The organism is Streptomyces sp. NPDC005402 (genome assembly GCF_040606575.1).
Lineage (GTDB): Bacteria > Actinomycetota > Actinomycetes > Streptomycetales > Streptomycetaceae > Streptomyces.
On the sequence record NZ_JBEXFB010000012.1, the window covers coordinates 100,699 to 115,174 of the forward strand.

General features: G+C 70.4%; 19 protein-coding genes. 16 read left to right on the forward strand and 3 right to left on the reverse strand.

The genetic code is table 11. The annotated features are described in order from the left end of the window. The first annotated feature begins 24 nt into the window (after nt 1–24). The 6 genes from sufD to ABZT02_RS23875 are packed head-to-tail and all read left to right on the forward strand — an operon-like array spanning nt 25 to nt 4,365. Entirely contained in the window at nt 25–1,206 is a 1,182-nt protein-coding gene (sufD, locus tag ABZT02_RS23850; protein ID WP_356020348.1) for a Fe-S cluster assembly protein SufD, read from the forward strand. Next, nucleotides 1,206–1,523: a non-heme iron oxygenase ferredoxin subunit gene (locus ABZT02_RS23855; RefSeq protein WP_356020351.1), complete on the forward strand. Its 318-nt coding sequence runs from the start codon at nt 1,206–1,208 to the stop codon at nt 1,521–1,523. Before sufD ends, ABZT02_RS23855 begins: the two co-directional genes overlap by 1 nt. A 7-nt stretch (nt 1,524–1,530) precedes the next feature. After that, a complete protein-coding gene (gene sufC, locus ABZT02_RS23860) occupies nt 1,531–2,295 on the forward strand; it encodes a Fe-S cluster assembly ATPase SufC (RefSeq protein WP_356020354.1) in 765 nt (254 codons plus the stop codon). Further along, the gene (locus tag ABZT02_RS23865; protein ID WP_356020356.1) at nt 2,292–3,548 is read left to right on the forward strand and encodes a cysteine desulfurase; all 1,257 of its coding nucleotides are present in this window, start codon (nt 2,292–2,294) and stop codon (nt 3,546–3,548) included. Before sufC ends, ABZT02_RS23865 begins: the two co-directional genes overlap by 4 nt. A gap of 17 nt (nt 3,549–3,565) precedes the next feature. Next, a complete protein-coding gene (sufU, locus tag ABZT02_RS23870; RefSeq protein ID WP_355745365.1) occupies nt 3,566–4,036 on the forward strand; it encodes a Fe-S cluster assembly sulfur transfer protein SufU in 471 nt (156 codons plus the stop codon). Continuing rightward, on the forward strand, nt 4,033–4,365 hold the full coding sequence (locus tag ABZT02_RS23875; RefSeq protein WP_356020358.1) for a metal-sulfur cluster assembly factor: 333 nt from the start codon (nt 4,033–4,035) through the stop codon (nt 4,363–4,365). Before sufU ends, ABZT02_RS23875 begins: the two co-directional genes overlap by 4 nt. 61 nt (nt 4,366–4,426) lie before the next feature. On the opposite strand, the gene ABZT02_RS23880 is transcribed toward ABZT02_RS23875, so the two are convergent. Further along, nucleotides 4,427–5,245, reverse strand: coding sequence for an AbfB domain-containing protein (locus tag ABZT02_RS23880; protein WP_356020361.1), 819 nt, complete (start codon nt 5,243–5,245; stop codon nt 4,427–4,429). A gap of 246 nt (nt 5,246–5,491) precedes the next feature. Here ABZT02_RS23880 and ABZT02_RS23885 point away from each other — a divergent pair, with 246 nt between their 5' ends. From ABZT02_RS23885 to ABZT02_RS23905, 5 genes are all read left to right on the forward strand, one after another. Further along, nucleotides 5,492–5,812: a multidrug efflux SMR transporter gene (locus ABZT02_RS23885; protein WP_356020363.1), complete on the forward strand. Its 321-nt coding sequence runs from the start codon at nt 5,492–5,494 to the stop codon at nt 5,810–5,812. Next, on the forward strand, nt 5,812–6,363 hold the full coding sequence (locus ABZT02_RS23890; protein WP_356020365.1) for a TetR family transcriptional regulator: 552 nt from the start codon (nt 5,812–5,814) through the stop codon (nt 6,361–6,363). The genes ABZT02_RS23885 and ABZT02_RS23890 overlap by 1 nt, the downstream gene beginning before the upstream one ends. 178 nt (nt 6,364–6,541) lie before the next feature. Continuing rightward, nucleotides 6,542–7,531 carry a 2,3,4,5-tetrahydropyridine-2,6-dicarboxylate N-succinyltransferase gene (gene dapD, locus ABZT02_RS23895; RefSeq protein WP_356020367.1) on the forward strand — a complete coding sequence of 330 codons (990 nt, stop codon included), beginning with the start codon at nt 6,542–6,544 and terminating at the stop codon, nt 7,529–7,531. Nucleotides 7,532–7,902: 371 nt separating this feature from the next. After that, nucleotides 7,903–8,469: a SigE family RNA polymerase sigma factor gene (locus tag ABZT02_RS23900; protein WP_356020369.1), complete on the forward strand. Its 567-nt coding sequence runs from the start codon at nt 7,903–7,905 to the stop codon at nt 8,467–8,469. After that, a complete protein-coding gene (locus ABZT02_RS23905; RefSeq protein ID WP_356020371.1) occupies nt 8,466–9,692 on the forward strand; it encodes a WD40 repeat domain-containing protein in 1,227 nt (408 codons plus the stop codon). Before ABZT02_RS23900 ends, ABZT02_RS23905 begins: the two co-directional genes overlap by 4 nt. Here the strand turns inward: ABZT02_RS23905 and dapA are convergent, their stop codons facing one another. Then, nucleotides 9,693–10,586 (reverse strand): 4-hydroxy-tetrahydrodipicolinate synthase, encoded by an 894-nt coding sequence (dapA, locus tag ABZT02_RS23910; protein ID WP_356020374.1) that lies wholly within the window; start codon nt 10,584–10,586, stop codon nt 9,693–9,695. A gap of 152 nt (nt 10,587–10,738) precedes the next feature. Between dapA and ABZT02_RS23915 the strand changes: the two genes are divergently transcribed. From ABZT02_RS23915 to ABZT02_RS23930, 4 genes are read left to right on the forward strand one after another with little or no spacing between them, the layout of a single operon-like run. Next, entirely contained in the window at nt 10,739–10,867 is a 129-nt protein-coding gene (locus ABZT02_RS23915) for a hypothetical protein (RefSeq protein WP_356020376.1), read from the forward strand. Beyond that, nucleotides 10,864–11,559: a hypothetical protein gene (locus ABZT02_RS23920; protein ID WP_356020378.1), complete on the forward strand. Its 696-nt coding sequence runs from the start codon at nt 10,864–10,866 to the stop codon at nt 11,557–11,559. Before ABZT02_RS23915 ends, ABZT02_RS23920 begins: the two co-directional genes overlap by 4 nt. 52 nt (nt 11,560–11,611) lie before the next feature. Beyond that, entirely contained in the window at nt 11,612–12,031 is a 420-nt protein-coding gene (locus ABZT02_RS23925) for a phage holin family protein (RefSeq protein WP_356020380.1), read from the forward strand. Beyond that, the gene (locus ABZT02_RS23930) at nt 12,028–12,516 is read left to right on the forward strand and encodes a DUF3618 domain-containing protein (RefSeq protein WP_356020382.1); all 489 of its coding nucleotides are present in this window, start codon (nt 12,028–12,030) and stop codon (nt 12,514–12,516) included. The genes ABZT02_RS23925 and ABZT02_RS23930 overlap by 4 nt, the downstream gene beginning before the upstream one ends. 94 nt (nt 12,517–12,610) lie before the next feature. On the opposite strand, the gene ABZT02_RS23935 is transcribed toward ABZT02_RS23930, so the two are convergent. Beyond that, nucleotides 12,611–13,588 carry a YihY/virulence factor BrkB family protein gene (locus tag ABZT02_RS23935; protein ID WP_356020384.1) on the reverse strand — a complete coding sequence of 326 codons (978 nt, stop codon included), beginning with the start codon at nt 13,586–13,588 and terminating at the stop codon, nt 12,611–12,613. Between the two features lie 126 nt (nt 13,589–13,714). Between ABZT02_RS23935 and ABZT02_RS23940 the strand changes: the two genes are divergently transcribed. Continuing rightward, on the forward strand, nt 13,715–14,416 hold the full coding sequence (locus ABZT02_RS23940; protein WP_356020387.1) for an antibiotic biosynthesis monooxygenase: 702 nt from the start codon (nt 13,715–13,717) through the stop codon (nt 14,414–14,416). Nucleotides 14,417–14,476: the final 60 nt, after the last annotated feature.

Here is a 14,476-nt window from a genome sequence, read left to right on the forward strand (position 1 = left end):
TAGGAAGAGAGCAGACCGACAGCCATGGCTGAGGCTCAGAACATCCCGGTGGGCAGCACGACCGCCGGCCAGATCGCGGTGGCCGCCGAGTCGACCGTCGCCACGCGCATGAGCGCGCCCCCGTCCTTCGACGTCGCGGACTTCCCGGTCCCGCACGGCCGCGAGGAGGAGTGGCGGTTCACCCCGCTGGAGCGCCTGCGCGGGCTGCACGACGGCACCGCCGTCGCCACCGGCGACGGCGTGACCGTGGACGTGCAGGCCCCCGAGGGCGTCACCGTCGAGACCGTCGGCCGTGACGACGCCCGGATCGGCAGGGCGGGCACCCCGGTGGACCGCGTCGCCGCCCAGGCGTACTCCGCGTTCGAGAAGGCCGGCGTGATCACCGTCCCCAAGGAGACGGTCCTCACCGAGCCGATCCGGATCGCCGTGCACGGCGAGGGCGGCACCCGCTTCGGCCACCAGGTGATCGAGCTGGGCGCCTTCGCCGAGGCCGTCGTGGTCATCGACCACACCGGTGACGCGCTGCTCGCGGCCAACGTCGACTACCTCCTCGGGGACGGCGCCAAGCTGACCGTCGTCTCCGTCCAGGACTGGGACGACAAGGCCGTGCACGTCGCCCAGCACAACGCGCTGATCGGCCGGGACGCGTCCTTCAAGTCGGTCGTCGTCACCTTCGGCGGCGACGTCGTACGGCTGCATCCGCGCGTGTCCTACGCCGGCACCGGTGGTGAGGCCGAGCTGTTCGGGCTGTACTTCACCGACCAGGGTCAGCACCAGGAGCACCGCCTCCTGGTCGACCACAACACCCCGCACTGCAAGTCGAACGTCGTCTACAAGGGCGCGCTGCAGGGCGAGGGCGCCCACGCGGTGTGGATCGGTGACGTGCTCATCGAGGCCAAGGCCGAGGGCACGGACACCTACGAGATGAACCGCAACCTCGTCCTCACCGACGGCGCCCGGGTCGACTCCGTGCCGAACCTGGAGATCGAGACCGGCGAGATCGTCGGAGCGGGTCACGCCTCGGCGACCGGGCGGTTCGACGACGAACAGCTCTTCTACCTGATGGCCCGCGGCATCCCGGCCGACGAGGCCCGGCGCCTGGTCGTGCGCGGCTTCTTCGCCGAGCTGGTCCAGCAGATCGGTGTGGACGACATCGAAGAGCGCCTTCTCGTGAAGATCGACGAGGAGCTGGAGGCCACCGTCTGATGGCCTTCGTACGCGCCTGCGGGTTGAGCGAGCTGGAGGAGGACACCCCGAAGCGGGTGGAACTCGACGGCACGCCGGTCTCGGTCGTCCGTACCGAGGGGGAGGTGTTCGCCATCCACGACATCTGCTCCCACGCCAACGTCTCGCTCTCCGAGGGCGAGGTGGAGGACTGCCAGATCGAGTGCTGGCTGCACGGCTCCAGCTTCGACCTGCGCACCGGCAAGCCGTCCGGCCTTCCCGCGACGCGCCCCGTCCCCGTATACCCCGTAAAGATCGAAGGGGACGATGTGCTCGTCTCCCTTTCCCAGGAGTCCTGAGGCACCCATGGCAACGCTTGAAATCCGAGACCTGCACGTCACCGTCGAGGCCGACAACGCCACGAAGGAGATCCTCAAGGGTGTCGACCTGACCGTGAAGCAGGGCGAGACGCACGCCATCATGGGCCCCAACGGCTCCGGCAAGTCGACCCTCGCCTACTCGCTCGCGGGTCACCCGAAGTACACCATCACCGGCGGCACCGTCACCCTCGACGGCGAGGACGTCCTGGAGATGGAGGTCGACGAGCGCGCCCGCGCGGGCCTGTTCCTGGCCATGCAGTACCCGGTCGAGATCCCCGGCGTCTCCGTCTCCAACTTCCTGCGCACCTCCGCCACCGCCATCCGCGGCGAGGCCCCCAAGCTGCGCACCTGGGTGAAGGAGGTCAAGGAGACCATGGAGCGCCTCCACATGGACTCCTCCTTCGCCGAGCGCAACGTCAACGAGGGCTTCTCCGGCGGTGAGAAGAAGCGCCACGAGATCCTCCAGCTCGAACTGCTCAAGCCGAAGATCGCGATTCTCGACGAGACGGACTCCGGCCTCGACGTGGACGCGCTGCGGATCGTCTCCGAGGGCGTCAACCGCGTCCGTGAGACCGGCGAGGTCGGCACCCTGCTGATCACGCACTACACGCGCATCCTGCGCTACATCAAGCCCGACTTCGTCCACGTCTTCTCCGGTGGCCGGATCGTCGAGTCCGGCGGCGCCGAGCTCGCCGACAAGCTGGAGAACGAGGGCTACGAGGCATACACGAAGGGTGGCGTATCCGCGTGACACAGCTGCCGGGCCTCCTCGACACAGAGGCGATCCGCAAGGACTTCCCCATCCTGGACCGCCTGGTCCACGACGACCGGAAGCTCGTCTACCTGGACAACGCGGCGACCTCGCAGAAGCCGCGCCAGGTGCTGGACGCCCTGAGCGAGTACTACGAGCGCTACAACGCCAACGTCCACCGCGGTGTGCATGTGCTCGCCGAGGAGGCCACGGCGCTGTACGAGGGCGCGCGCGACAAGGTCGCCGAGTTCATCAACGCGCCCTCGCGCAACGAGGTGATCTTCACCAAGAACGCCTCCGAGTCGCTCAACCTCGTGGCGAACATGCTGGGCTGGGCCGACGAGCCCTACCGCGTGGACTCCGAGACCGAGATCGTCATCACGGAGATGGAGCACCACTCCAACATCGTGCCGTGGCAGCTGCTTGCGCAGCGCACGGGCGCGAAGCTGAAGTGGTTCGGGCTGACCGACGACGGCCGGCTCGACCTGTCCAACATCGACGAGGTCATCACCGAGAAGACGAAGATCGTCTCCTTCGTGCTGGTCTCCAACATCCTGGGCACGGTCAACCCGGTCGAGGCGATCATCCGCCGCGCGCAGGAGGTCGGCGCGCTGGTCTGCATCGACGCCTCCCAGGCCGCCCCGCACATGCCGGTGGACGTGCAGGCGCTCCAGGCCGACTTCGTGGCCTTCACCGGCCACAAGATGTGCGGCCCGACGGGCATCGGCGTGCTGTGGGGCCGGCAGGAACTCCTGGAGGACCTGCCCCCGTTCCTCGGCGGCGGCGAGATGATCGAGACCGTGTCGATGCACTCGTCGACGTACGCCCCGGCGCCGCACAAGTTCGAGGCGGGCACGCCCCCGGTCGCGCAGGCGGTGGGGCTGGGCGCGGCCATCGACTACCTCCAGTCGATCGGCATGGACAAGATACTCGCCCACGAGCACGCGCTCACCGAGTACGCGGTCCAGCGTCTGACGGAGGTCCCCGACCTCAGGATCATCGGCCCGGCCACCGCCGAGGACCGGGGTGCGGCGATCTCCTTCACGCTCGGCGACATCCACCCGCACGACGTGGGCCAGGTCCTCGACGAGCAGGGCATCGCGGTCCGGGTCGGCCACCACTGCGCACGGCCGGTCTGCCTGCGGTACGGAATTCCCGCGACCACGCGAGCGTCGTTCTATCTGTACTCCACTCCGGCCGAGATCGACGCACTGGTCGAGGGCCTGGAGCACGTACGGAACTTCTTCGGCTGACGGGAACGGGCTATCGCATGAAGCTGGACTCGATGTACCAGGAAGTCATCCTGGACCACTACAAGCACCCGCACGGGCGTGGTCTCCGGGATGGCGACGCCGAGGTGCACCACGTGAACCCGACGTGCGGCGACGAGATCACCCTCCGTGTGAAGTACGACGGCACGAGGATCGAGGACGTCTCCTACGAGGGCCAGGGCTGCTCGATCAGCCAGGCCAGCGCGTCCGTCCTGAACGATCTGCTGGTCGGCAAGGACCTGGCTCAGGCGCAGCGGATCCAGGAGACCTTCCTGGAGCTGATGCAGTCGAAGGGCAGGATCGAGCCCGACGACGCGATGGAGGAGGTGCTGGAGGACGCGGTCGCGTTCGCCGGCGTCTCCAAGTACCCGGCCCGGGTCAAGTGCGCCCTCCTCAGCTGGATGGCATGGAAGGACGCGACGGCCCAGGCGCTGGACGCCGGAGCCGACGCCGAAAGGAAGACGGCATGAGCGAGACCGTTGAGATGAAGCCGGCCTCGGAGGAAGAGATCCGCGAGGCGCTGTACGACGTCGTCGACCCCGAGTTGGGCATCGACGTCGTCAACCTCGGCCTGATCTACGGCATCCACGTCGACGACGCGAACATCGCGACCCTCGACATGACCCTGACCTCGGCGGCCTGTCCGCTGACGGACGTCATCGAGGACCAGGCCAAGTCCGCCACGGACGGCCTCGTCAACGAACTCCGCATCAACTGGGTGTGGATGCCGCCGTGGGGCCCGGACAAGATCACGGACGACGGACGCGAGCAGCTCCGGGCGCTCGGGTTCAACGTCTGAGGTTTTTCGGCAGTGACGAAGCGGCGGCACCTTCGGGTGCCGCCGCTTCTGTGTGCGCGTCTCAGGCCAGTCCGCCCACCAGCTGGAACGACGAGTCGGCCAGGTACTGGGAGCTGTACTCGAAGCGTTCCAGCCGGACCACGAAGTTCTCGTGACGGAGGAAGTAGCCGGGGTAGTTGACCGACTCCAGCATCACGGCGCCCCGGTAGTACGAGGAGTCGCGGGGGCAGAACGTCGCGTCCTGCTTGAAGAGGGACGAGCCGTCGTCGCGGGCGGCACGCAGCACGAAGTTGCTGTGGCGCAGGTACTTGCCGTCGTGGGTGGTGAAGGAGTAACACGAGGTGTTCGCGAGACCCTTGACCTGCTTGAAGGTCGAGTCCTCGCGGGATTCGGAGCCGCGGACCGGGTCCAGGGCCACGTAGTACTCGGTCACATGCCAGTAGCGGTCGGGGTAGTTGACCGCGCGGACCGAACGGTAGGTCACCGCGGTCTTCGGCTTCGACGAACTGCCCTTGGACGCCGTGGACTTGGGCGGTTTCGGGGTGGCGGTGACCGTGACGGTGGGGTCGGCGCCCTGCTGCCGGGGGCCTTGGGGAGTGGGGGACACTGACGAGAGACCGCTGTCGCCCTGCGGGGCGGCGGCCGTCGCGGGCTGCGAGGAGAAGGAGACCAGGCCGGACCCCTCGTCCCGCGCGGTTTTTGACGGCGCGTCAACTGCCTTGTCGGTAGCGGCTATCGCCGCCACACAGGCGACGATCGTGACCACCGCCAGCGCCCCGGCGAGATAGAGCCGTCTGGTGCCGGGCGTGCGGGAGGTGTCCAGTGTCCAGCCGTTCTCCCAGGGGCGGTCCTGGGGCGGCCGGGACTTGTCTTCGGGCATGCGCTGTTCCTCCGGCGCGGCGCGGAGCGACGTGCCGCTGCTGTGGTGGCGCGGTATGTGAAGGGTGAAACACAAGTGGTTCCGGGGGAACACTAGTGGTTGCCGGCGGTCCCGAGCAGCCCTTTGAACCGGCCGGTTTCCACATTCCCCTCTCGGTGGCGGCGGCAGGGTGGCTGCGTGGTCACCTCTGCACCCCCTTGTCCCGTACGGCCCGTCTTCGTCCACCCGTTGTGTACGCTCGTACACATGGGATACCTGCTCCTCGCCGGAGCCATCGCCGCCGAGGTCGGAGCGACCACGGCCATGAAGTACACCGAGGGCTTCAGCCGGCTCGGGCCCTCGCTGCTGACCGTGCTCGGGTACGTCCTCTCCTTCGCGCTGCTCGCCCAGACGCTGAAGACGGTGTCGGTCGGCACCGCCTACGCGATCTGGGCCGGGGTGGGCACCGCCGCCATCGTCACGATCGGGATGGTCTTCCTCGGGGAGGGGATGACGGTCACCAAGGCCGCCGGGATCGCGCTGATCATCCTGGGTGTCGTGGTGCTGAACCTGGGCGGGGCGCACTGATGGCCCGGCGGCACGACCCCGAGCGCCGGCAGCGGATCATCGACGCGGCCATCCGGGTCGTCGGGGAGAAGGGGCTCGCGGGGCTCAGCCACCGCAGCGCCGCCGCCGCGGCCGACGTACCGCTCGGTTCGACGACGTACCACTTCAAGAGCCTCGACGAGCTGATGGTGGCCGCGTTGCGCCAGGCCAGCGAGGGCTTCGCCAAGGCGGTCGCCGCGCACGGCACCCTGGACGAGCCAGGCGGTGACCTGGCCGCCGGCCTCGCCCGCGTCCTCGGTGACTGGCTCGGCGGCGACCGCACCGGCGTCGAGCTGGAGTACGAGCTCTACCTCGCCGCACTGCGCCGCCCCGCCCTGCGCCCCGTCGCCGCCGAATGGGCGGACGACCTCGCCGAACGCCTCGCCCGCCGCACGGACCCGGTCACCGCCCGGGCGCTGATCGCGCTGATGGACGGGATCTGTCTCCAGGTGCTGCTGACGGGGGTGCCGTACGACGAGGAATACGCGCGGGAGGTGCTGGGGCGGGTGATCCCGGAAGGCGGACGCGGATGATGCGAGGTCGTCGGCGGCAACTCCCTCGTCGCCACGGCCGTCGTCGACAAGGCCGGTGACCGCGGCTGACACCTCGGACGGGGCGGCCCGCACAACGGGGGAGTGCGGGCCGCCCACCACCCGAGACGCCTCGCGCGCGGGTTCGCGTCCCGCGCCCCGCGCCGGTTAGGTTTCCCTCATGACCGACACGACTGCCCCGCGCACCACCGGCGCCATCGCCGCAGGCCTCGCCACCGTCGCCGCCGACGGCACCGTTCTCGACACCTGGTTCCCCGCCCCCGAGCTCTCCGCCGAACCCGGCCCGGCCGGCACCGAGCGGCTGACCGCCGAGAGGGCCGTGGAACTGCTCGGCGAAGGCGCCGCCAAGGCCATCGGCCCGGACGCCCGCCGCGGCGTCGAGGTGATCGCGGTCCGCACGGTCATCGCCTCCCTCGACGACAAGCCGCTCGACACGCACGACGCCTACCTGCGCCTGCACCTGCTCTCGCACCGTCTGGTCCAGCCGCACGGCCAGAGCCTGGACGGCATCTTCGGCCTCCTGCCCAACGTCGCCTGGACCTCGCTCGGCCCGGTCGCCGTCGACGACATCGAGAAGGTGCGCCTCAACGCCCGCGCCGAGGGCCTGCACCTCCAGGTGACGTCGGTCGACAAGTTCCCGCGCATGACGGACTACGTGGCCCCCAAGGGCGTCCGCATCGCCGACGCCGACCGGGTCCGCCTCGGCGCGCACCTCGCCGCGGGCACCACCGTGATGCACGAAGGCTTCGTCAACTTCAACGCGGGCACGCTCGGCACGTCGATGGTCGAGGGCCGCATCTCCGCCGGTGTCGTGGTCGGCGACGGCTCGGACATCGGCGGCGGCGCCTCCACCATGGGCACGCTCTCCGGCGGCGGCAACGTCCGTATCACCATCGGTGAGCGCTGCCTGATCGGTGCCGAGGCGGGTGTCGGCATCGCGCTCGGCGACGAGTGCGTCGTCGAGGCCGGTCTCTACGTCACCGCGGGCACCCGGGTCACCATGCCCGACGGCCAGATCGTCAAGGCCCGCGAGCTGAGTGGCGCCTCCAACATCCTTTTCCGCCGCAACTCGGTCAGTGGCACGGTCGAGGCCCGCCCGAACAACGCGGTCTGGGGCGGCCTCAACGACGTCCTGCACAGCCACAACTGAACGCGCGAAGATCACTTACGGGTTACCCGGCGTGACCTCGGGGTCGTTTCGGCAGGTGAACGGGTGGACGCAGAGTCCGATCAGACGCCGAAACGACGAACGAGACCAACACCGCCTCCCACAACGGCCCCCGGGTCGGCCTGGTCAACATCGGTCAGGTGGACGACCCGATGGAGGACGTGCTGGAGCACGCGCTGCTGATCGGCGACGGGTACTCCTGGAACTGACCCGCGTGACAGGGAGTCGCCGCGGAGGACGCATGTCCTTCGCGGCGACTTTTTTCGTGGGGACGGCATAGCGGCGGTCACCCGTACGCGTCACAAGGGTGGGAGGGGCGGCGCACAGGCGTCGCCGGGGAAGAGAAGGTGACGATGAATGCCGAAGGGCTGGAGAGTTTCCGGGACTTCGTGGACAGCAGGTCGTCCGCCCTGCTGAAGACCGCTGTGCTGCTGTGCGGGGGAGACCGGCACGCCGGTGAGGACCTGCTCCAGAACGCCCTGGTGAAGGTGGCCGGGCGGTGGCAGAAGATCGAGGAGCCGGAGGCCTACGTACGGCAGGTCCTCTACCGTCAGCAGGTCAGCCGCTGGCGGCTGAAGTGGCCCCGGCGGGAGGTCAGCGTCGCCGAGCCGCCCGAACCGCCGGGTGCCGGAGCGCCCGGCGCCGACACCGCCGCCGCGGCCGAACTGCGCCTGGTGATGCGCCAGGCCCTGTCCCGGCTCACCGCACGCCAGCGCACCGTGCTCGTGCTGCGCTACTTCGAGGACCTGCCCGAGGCCGACGTGGCCCGGCTGCTGGGCTGCTCGGTCGGAACCGTGCGGTCCACCACCCACCGTTCGCTGGCCCGGCTGCGCCGGCTCGCTCCCGAACTGGCCGCCCTCGGCCCCGAGGCCGAGCGGTTCGATGCCCGTGACTGCTCGCCCGTGGAGGTGCGTCCGTGAACGTCGACGACATCGTGCGCGACGCCCTGCGCGAGCAGGCAACCGAACAGCCCCCGGCGCCAGGGGGATTCGCCGACCGGGTGCTCGCCGTCCGGCGCCGCCGCCGTAACCGCAGGATCACGGCCGCCGCCGTGACCGCGGTCGCCGTGGTCGCCGTCGGGGTCGGGGTGCCGCTGCTGGACTCCGGCAAGAAGGACGTGCGCCCCTCGGGCGGCGGCCCGGTCGTGGTGGAGCAGAAGACCAGGGCCCACCCCGACCAGTCGCCGCCGCGTGAGGAGATCTCCGTCGGGGGCACGACCCTGGCCGCGTACTTCCTCCCGGAGACGGTCAAGAAGACCGCGGAGACCGCCGTCTACCAGCGCGCCTACCACCTGCTGGACCCGAGGACCGGCAAGTACGCCGAGGCCGCCGACTGGTCCTGGGTCGCCGTCGCCCCCGGCGCGAAGACCGCCGCCGTCCTCGAACAGGACCTGCCCTCCGCCCGGATCGGCCTGCTCGATCTGACCACCGGCGAGGTCGAGCGGTGGATCCAGGTCGACCACGGCGTCGGCGGACTCGCCTTCTCCCGCGACGGACGCAGGCTGGTCGCGACGACGTACACCAAGAATCCCGATCTGCGGATCAAGACGGAGGGCGACGCCGAATGGAGCCCGGAGTGGACGTCGAGCCGCACCGGCTTCTACGTCCTCGACGTGGCCTCCGGGAAGGGCGCCTGGAACGAGGTGAAGCTCGCCGCCGACGACGGCGGGCTCGGTGGTTCCGCCCTCAACTCCCGCCAGGACTTCGCCCTCACCGACGACGGCCGGCACGTGTGGTCCGGCAACCCCACGGCGAACGTCGGCAAGGAGTTCTGGGACCTCGACGGCGACAAGGTCCCCACGCCGGCGGCCGACAAGTACCTGGAGTGGTACGTCGACGCGGGTAAGTCGCCGGACGGCCGGTTCTTCGCCGGTGAGTTCGCGGGCAAGAAGTGGAAGACCTCCTCCTGGGTCCTCGACGCCACGACCGGTGCGCCGACCGAGGTACGCGGGCAGCAACTGCTCGCCTGGGTGGGCAACAAGCAACTCATCGCCTGGGACATCGCCAGGAACGACAAGAGCGAGTTCCATCAGCGGCTCGTCCTGGTCACCATCGGCAGCGACAAGGAGGTTCCGCTCAGCGGCTTCCGTGAGGGCAACGACGGGGACGCCGGACGCTGGGAGCCGCTGTTCGCCCAGCCCTGATCAGGCGGCCACGAGGCGTTCGTACTCCGCCAGCAGCCCTTCGGCCGCCTCCCGGCCGGCGGGCCGCAGCGGGGCGCGGACCGGGCCCGCGGGCAGACCGAGCGCGTTCAGGAGGGCCTTGGCAGTGACCGTGCCGGGCAGGCCCGCCGACATCATCGCCTCGATCAGCGGCGTGGCCCGTTGTTGGAGGCGGGCGGACACGGGGGTGTCGCCCGCCTCGAACAGGTCCAGGACCGCCCGGAGTCGAGCGGGGACCACGTTGGCCACCGTGCTGACGTATCCCGTCCCGCCCACGGCGTACAGGGCGAGGATGTGCTCGTCGCAGCCCGCGTAGTACGCCAACTCCGTGCGGTCCAGGACCTTCTGGGCGCCGAGGAAGTCGTAGGAACAGTCCTTGACCGCGACGATCCGGGGGTGCTCGGCGAGCCGGATCATCGTCTCCGGTTCGATGCGGGTGCCGGTGCGGCCCGGGATGTCGTAGAGCATGACGGGCAGTCCGCAGGCGTCCGCGATCTCCCTGAAGTGTGCCTCCAGCGCGTCCTGCGGCGGCCTGCTGTAGTAGGGGCTGACCACCAACACGCCGTCCGCGCCCGCCTTTTCGGCGGCGAGGGCCAGCTCGACGGTGTGCCGGGTGTCGAAGGTGCCCACCCCCGCCACCACCGACGCCCGCTCGCCCACCGCCTCCCGTACCGCCGTGACGAGCGCGGCCTTCTCCGTGTCGGTCGTGGTCGGCGACTCGCCCGTCGTGCCGGACAGGACGAGCCCGTCGCAGCCCTCAGTCACCAGATGGTCGGCGAGTGTCTGCGCGCCGTCGAGATCGAGGGCACCGGCCGCGTCGAAGGGAGTGATCATGGCGCAGAGGGCGCGGCCGAAGGGCGGGGCGGTTGTCGTCATACGCGTAGTCTCGGTACCTCAACCGTGAAGCTCCACTTAATTCTTCTACGGTGTACCGGTAAGGGATGCTGCGACAAGGCGCTATGTCCAAATCGGGCCCGCATGGGTCACCATGGTCAGGACGGTGCACGACCACTGGTCCTGGAGGCGTCATGAAGCTCGGCAAGGCACTCGCCACCGGAGTCGCGGAAGAGCGGCCGGAGATCCACGAGGAGGAGCTCGAGCTCCCCGAGGAGATCCAGGAACTGAAGGCCCCCGAAGAGGTTCCGGCGGCCCGATGAGACTGCGGCTTCCGGAGGAACGCCCGACGGAGCCGCCGACCGGATACAAGATCGCCCACCCGGTGCTGTCCCAGGACAGCACCCGGGCCGGGTTCACCGGTGTGTCGCTCGGCGGCGCGCTGCCGTACGGAGTCCTGGCCGACGCGTCCTGCGTCTACGGCCTGCGGCACCGGGCACCGAACCGACGCTGCGACTGCGGCTTCCACTGCGTGCACGACCGCGCGGCGGCCGAGGCGCTGCTGTGCACGGCCGAGCACCGTACGGCAGTCCTCCTCGACGTCCTGGTCCTCGGCCGCTACCTCCGCTTCGAGCTCGGCTTCCGTTACGCCCGCCAGCGGGTGCGGACCGCCACCGTCGGACCCTGCGCCTGCGGCACGGTCGCGGCGGCGCTCGCCGACGCCGGCTGGGGCAGACCCGGCTGGCGGGCCCTGGCCCCCTCCTGCGCGGGCTGCCTGCGCGGACGTACGGCGGTCTCGCTCGCCGGGTTCGCCCGGCTGGCCGGTGAGGGGCTGCGGGTGGTGGCACGGCCGGCCGCCGTGCTCACGCAAGCCGATCCCGGCCTGCCAGAGGGGCTCGGAGTGCCCGAACTCGCCGCCGAGGCAGCCCTGTTGCAGGCCCGGCTCGACTGGTTCCAGAGCCAGCTGGCCCGGCTCGGACAGCGCGGCCCGGACGGTGGCCCGCAGGTGGGGTAGCGATGGCCGGGCCGGGTACCCGGGGGGTCCGACCGAGAGGAGGCGGAACACCGTGACCGGAACCACGGCCCCCAGGCCGGCGCACGACGAACATCACTCGGTGGGCGAACTCGTCGGACAGGCCACCGAACAGGTCTCCAGGCTGGTGCGGCAGGAAGTCGCCCTCGCGAAGGAGGAGCTGGCCGAGAAGGGCCGGCGGGCCGGGAAGGGCGGCGGGCTGCTGGGTGCCGCCGGTGCCTTCGCCTACGCGGGACTGCTCGCCCTGGCCGGAACGGCCACAGCCGCTCTCGCACTGGTGCTTTCGGTGTGGGCCTCGGCACTCATCGTGACGGCTGTGCTGTTCGTGATCGCAGGGGTGCTCGCCGCCGTCGGCCGCGCCCAGCTGCGCCGTGCCACACCCCCGACGCCCGAGGAGGCCCTCGGCAGCGTCAAGGCGGACGTCGAGGAGATCAAGGAAAGGGCGCACCGATGACGGACAGGACGGGCAGCGAGCCCCCCGTGACGGGGGCCAAGGGCCCCGAGGAACTGCGGCAGCAGATCGAGCGGACTCGCAGTGCACTCGGCGACACGGTTGAGGAGTTGGCAGGAAAGATGGACGTCAAGGGCCGAGCGCGGGCTCGTGCGGCGGACCTCAGGGACAAGGCGGGCGCGATGACCGTGCAGCTGCGCAGCAGCGCGGCGCAGGCCGGCCACACCGTGCACGACAAGGCCACGCAGGCGGGCCACACCGTGCAGGACAAGGCCACGCAGGCCGGTCACAAGGTCCAGGACAGGGCGACGCAGGCCGGCCATCAGGTCCAGGACCGTGCCGCGCTGGAGCGCAGGGCGGAGCACAGCGTGCCCCAGCCGGCCCGGCCCCTGGTGCTGGCGGCGATCCGGCATCCGCGGCCGGTACTGATCGCCGGCGCGGCCCTGGCCGCGATCATCGTCGTGTCATGGCGGTACCCGAAGAAGTAGGCCACGGCACGCCGAAACCCCGATGTGGGCGGCACCCGGAATCACGGGGTGCCGCCCACGTCCGTGCGCGGGGTCCGGCCGCCGCGGGGATGCGTCACTTCCCCCGTGCCGCCCGCGCCCGCAGCCTCGGCGGCCACTTTCGTGTGTCCCGGGGCTCCACGTACGGCTCCTCCGTGGTCCCGGCCGCGCCGGAGGCGATCGCCCGCTCCCGGGCCAGCTCCGCGTCGAACTCCAGGCCCAGCAGGATCGCCAGGTTCGTCAGCCAGAGCCACACCAGGAAGACGATGGCGCCGGCGAGGGTGCCGTACGTCTTGTTGTACGAACCGAAGTTGGCGGCGTAGAGGGCGAAACCAGCGGAGGCGGCGAGCCAGACCAGGGTGGCGAGGACGCTGCCCGGCGAGATCCAACGGAAGCCCCGGCCACGGACGTTGGGGGCGGCCCAGTACAGCAGCCCGATCATCACGACGACCAGGAGCAGCAGCACCGGCCACTTGGTCACGCCCCAGATCGCGATCGCCGCGTCGCCGAACCCCACTGCACGGCCCGCCCGTTCGGCGAGCGGACCCGTGAACACCACGATCAGCGCGCTCGCCGCCAGCATCAGCATCAACGTCACGGTCAGTGCCAGCCGCAGCGGCGTCAGCTTCCACACCGGGCGCCCCTCGGGAAGGTCGTACACCGCGTTGGACGTACGGATGAACGCGGCGACGTACCCGGACGCGGACCACAGCGCGGCGAGCAGTCCGAGGATCGCCAGGACGCTGCCCGTGCCGCCGCTGTCACCGAGCTGGACCACCGCGTCCCGCAGGATGTCCCGGGCCGGACCCGGCGCGAGGTCCCCGATGTTGCCCAGGATCTTGTCCGTGGCGCGCTGTCCCACCACGCCCAGCAGGGAGACCATCACCAGCAGGGCGGGAAACAGCGACAGGACACCGTAGTACGTCAACGCCGCCGCCCGGTCGGCGAGTTCGTCGTCCAGCAACTCCTTCGCCGTGCGCCGCAGCACCGCGCCCCAGGATCGGGCGGGCAACTTGGAGGGGCTGTGCGGCTGTTCCTCGGCCTGCTCGTCCATGTCGAGGCGGGTCTCCCGAAACCGGGTCCCGAACCGCCTTCCGAAACAGCCGACTTGACCTGAATCACGGTTGAGGTCGGAGGGTGGGTGGCGCACACACCGAGCAGCGATCCGAGGAGGCCCCGCATGACCCGCCGAACCGACATCCATCCCGACCCCGCCCGGCCCGAGGTGGGCGCGTCCCTCTTCAGCACCTGGCGGGTGGGCACCCCGCTGCGGCAGCGGCAGACCGTCGAGGCCATCGCCGACACCTGGCAACGCCGGCCGTGGCCCGCCGACGGGCTCCTCGGCTACCACGTCTACACCGGACACGACGCCGCGAGCCTCCTGCACTACTCGCAGTGGACGAACGAGCAGACCTACGAGGCGTTCGCGCGGACCCAGCGGCTGGAGCGGGTCGACGAGATCGACACCGCCGTCCCGGGCATCGAGCGGGTGGGGCTCGGCCGGTACCGGCACTACCGCAGCGTCGCCCAGGACGGTGACCAGCGGATTCCGGGCTGCATCGTGATCGTCGACATCGAGTTCGAGGGCCTCGACCCCGAACGGCAGCGCGCCTGGGTCGACGCCGTCATCGAGGCGCTGGAGAGCGAACCGAACCCGCACCCCGGCGGCATCAGCGGCCACTTCCACCTCAGCACCGACGGCACCCGCGTCCTCAACTACGCCGAGTGGGAGAGCGCCCAGGCCCACCTCGACGCGCTCGCCGCCCCGGGTGACGGGATCGGCTCGGCCTCGGACCGCTGGGAGCGGGTGCAGACCTGGCCGGGGCTGAAGAGCAGCGTGGTCAGCCGGTACGACCACGCCCTCGGTCTGCTGCCCGAATAGAGCCGCTGCCGAGAGGGCTGCTTCCGGCAGAGGTGCTTCGACCGAGCTGCTCCCGGCAGA

Coding starts and splice junctions, on each gene's coding strand:
- dapA (WP_356020374.1), bottom strand. CDS start 10,586: ATGACGACAACCGCCCCGCCCTTCGGCCGCGCCCTCTGCGCCATGATC.
- ABZT02_RS23890 (WP_356020365.1), top strand. CDS start 5,812: ATGGCCCGGCGGCACGACCCCGAGCGCCGGCAGCGGATCATCGACGCG.
- ABZT02_RS23940 (WP_356020387.1), top strand. CDS start 13,715: ATGACCCGCCGAACCGACATCCATCCCGACCCCGCCCGGCCCGAGGTG.
- sufD (WP_356020348.1), top strand. CDS start 25: ATGGCTGAGGCTCAGAACATCCCGGTGGGCAGCACGACCGCCGGCCAG.
- ABZT02_RS23885 (WP_356020363.1), top strand. CDS start 5,492: ATGGGATACCTGCTCCTCGCCGGAGCCATCGCCGCCGAGGTCGGAGCG.
- dapD (WP_356020367.1), top strand. CDS start 6,542: ATGACCGACACGACTGCCCCGCGCACCACCGGCGCCATCGCCGCAGGC.
- ABZT02_RS23920 (WP_356020378.1), top strand. CDS start 10,864: ATGAGACTGCGGCTTCCGGAGGAACGCCCGACGGAGCCGCCGACCGGA.
- ABZT02_RS23930 (WP_356020382.1), top strand. CDS start 12,028: ATGACGGACAGGACGGGCAGCGAGCCCCCCGTGACGGGGGCCAAGGGC.
- sufU (WP_355745365.1), top strand. CDS start 3,566: ATGAAGCTGGACTCGATGTACCAGGAAGTCATCCTGGACCACTACAAG.
- ABZT02_RS23935 (WP_356020384.1), bottom strand. CDS start 13,588: ATGGACGAGCAGGCCGAGGAACAGCCGCACAGCCCCTCCAAGTTGCCC.
- sufC (WP_356020354.1), top strand. CDS start 1,531: ATGGCAACGCTTGAAATCCGAGACCTGCACGTCACCGTCGAGGCCGAC.
- ABZT02_RS23900 (WP_356020369.1), top strand. CDS start 7,903: ATGAATGCCGAAGGGCTGGAGAGTTTCCGGGACTTCGTGGACAGCAGG.
- ABZT02_RS23915 (WP_356020376.1), top strand. CDS start 10,739: ATGAAGCTCGGCAAGGCACTCGCCACCGGAGTCGCGGAAGAGCGGCCG.
- ABZT02_RS23875 (WP_356020358.1), top strand. CDS start 4,033: ATGAGCGAGACCGTTGAGATGAAGCCGGCCTCGGAGGAAGAGATCCGC.
- ABZT02_RS23855 (WP_356020351.1), top strand. CDS start 1,206: ATGGCCTTCGTACGCGCCTGCGGGTTGAGCGAGCTGGAGGAGGACACC.
- ABZT02_RS23880 (WP_356020361.1), bottom strand. CDS start 5,245: ATGCCCGAAGACAAGTCCCGGCCGCCCCAGGACCGCCCCTGGGAGAAC.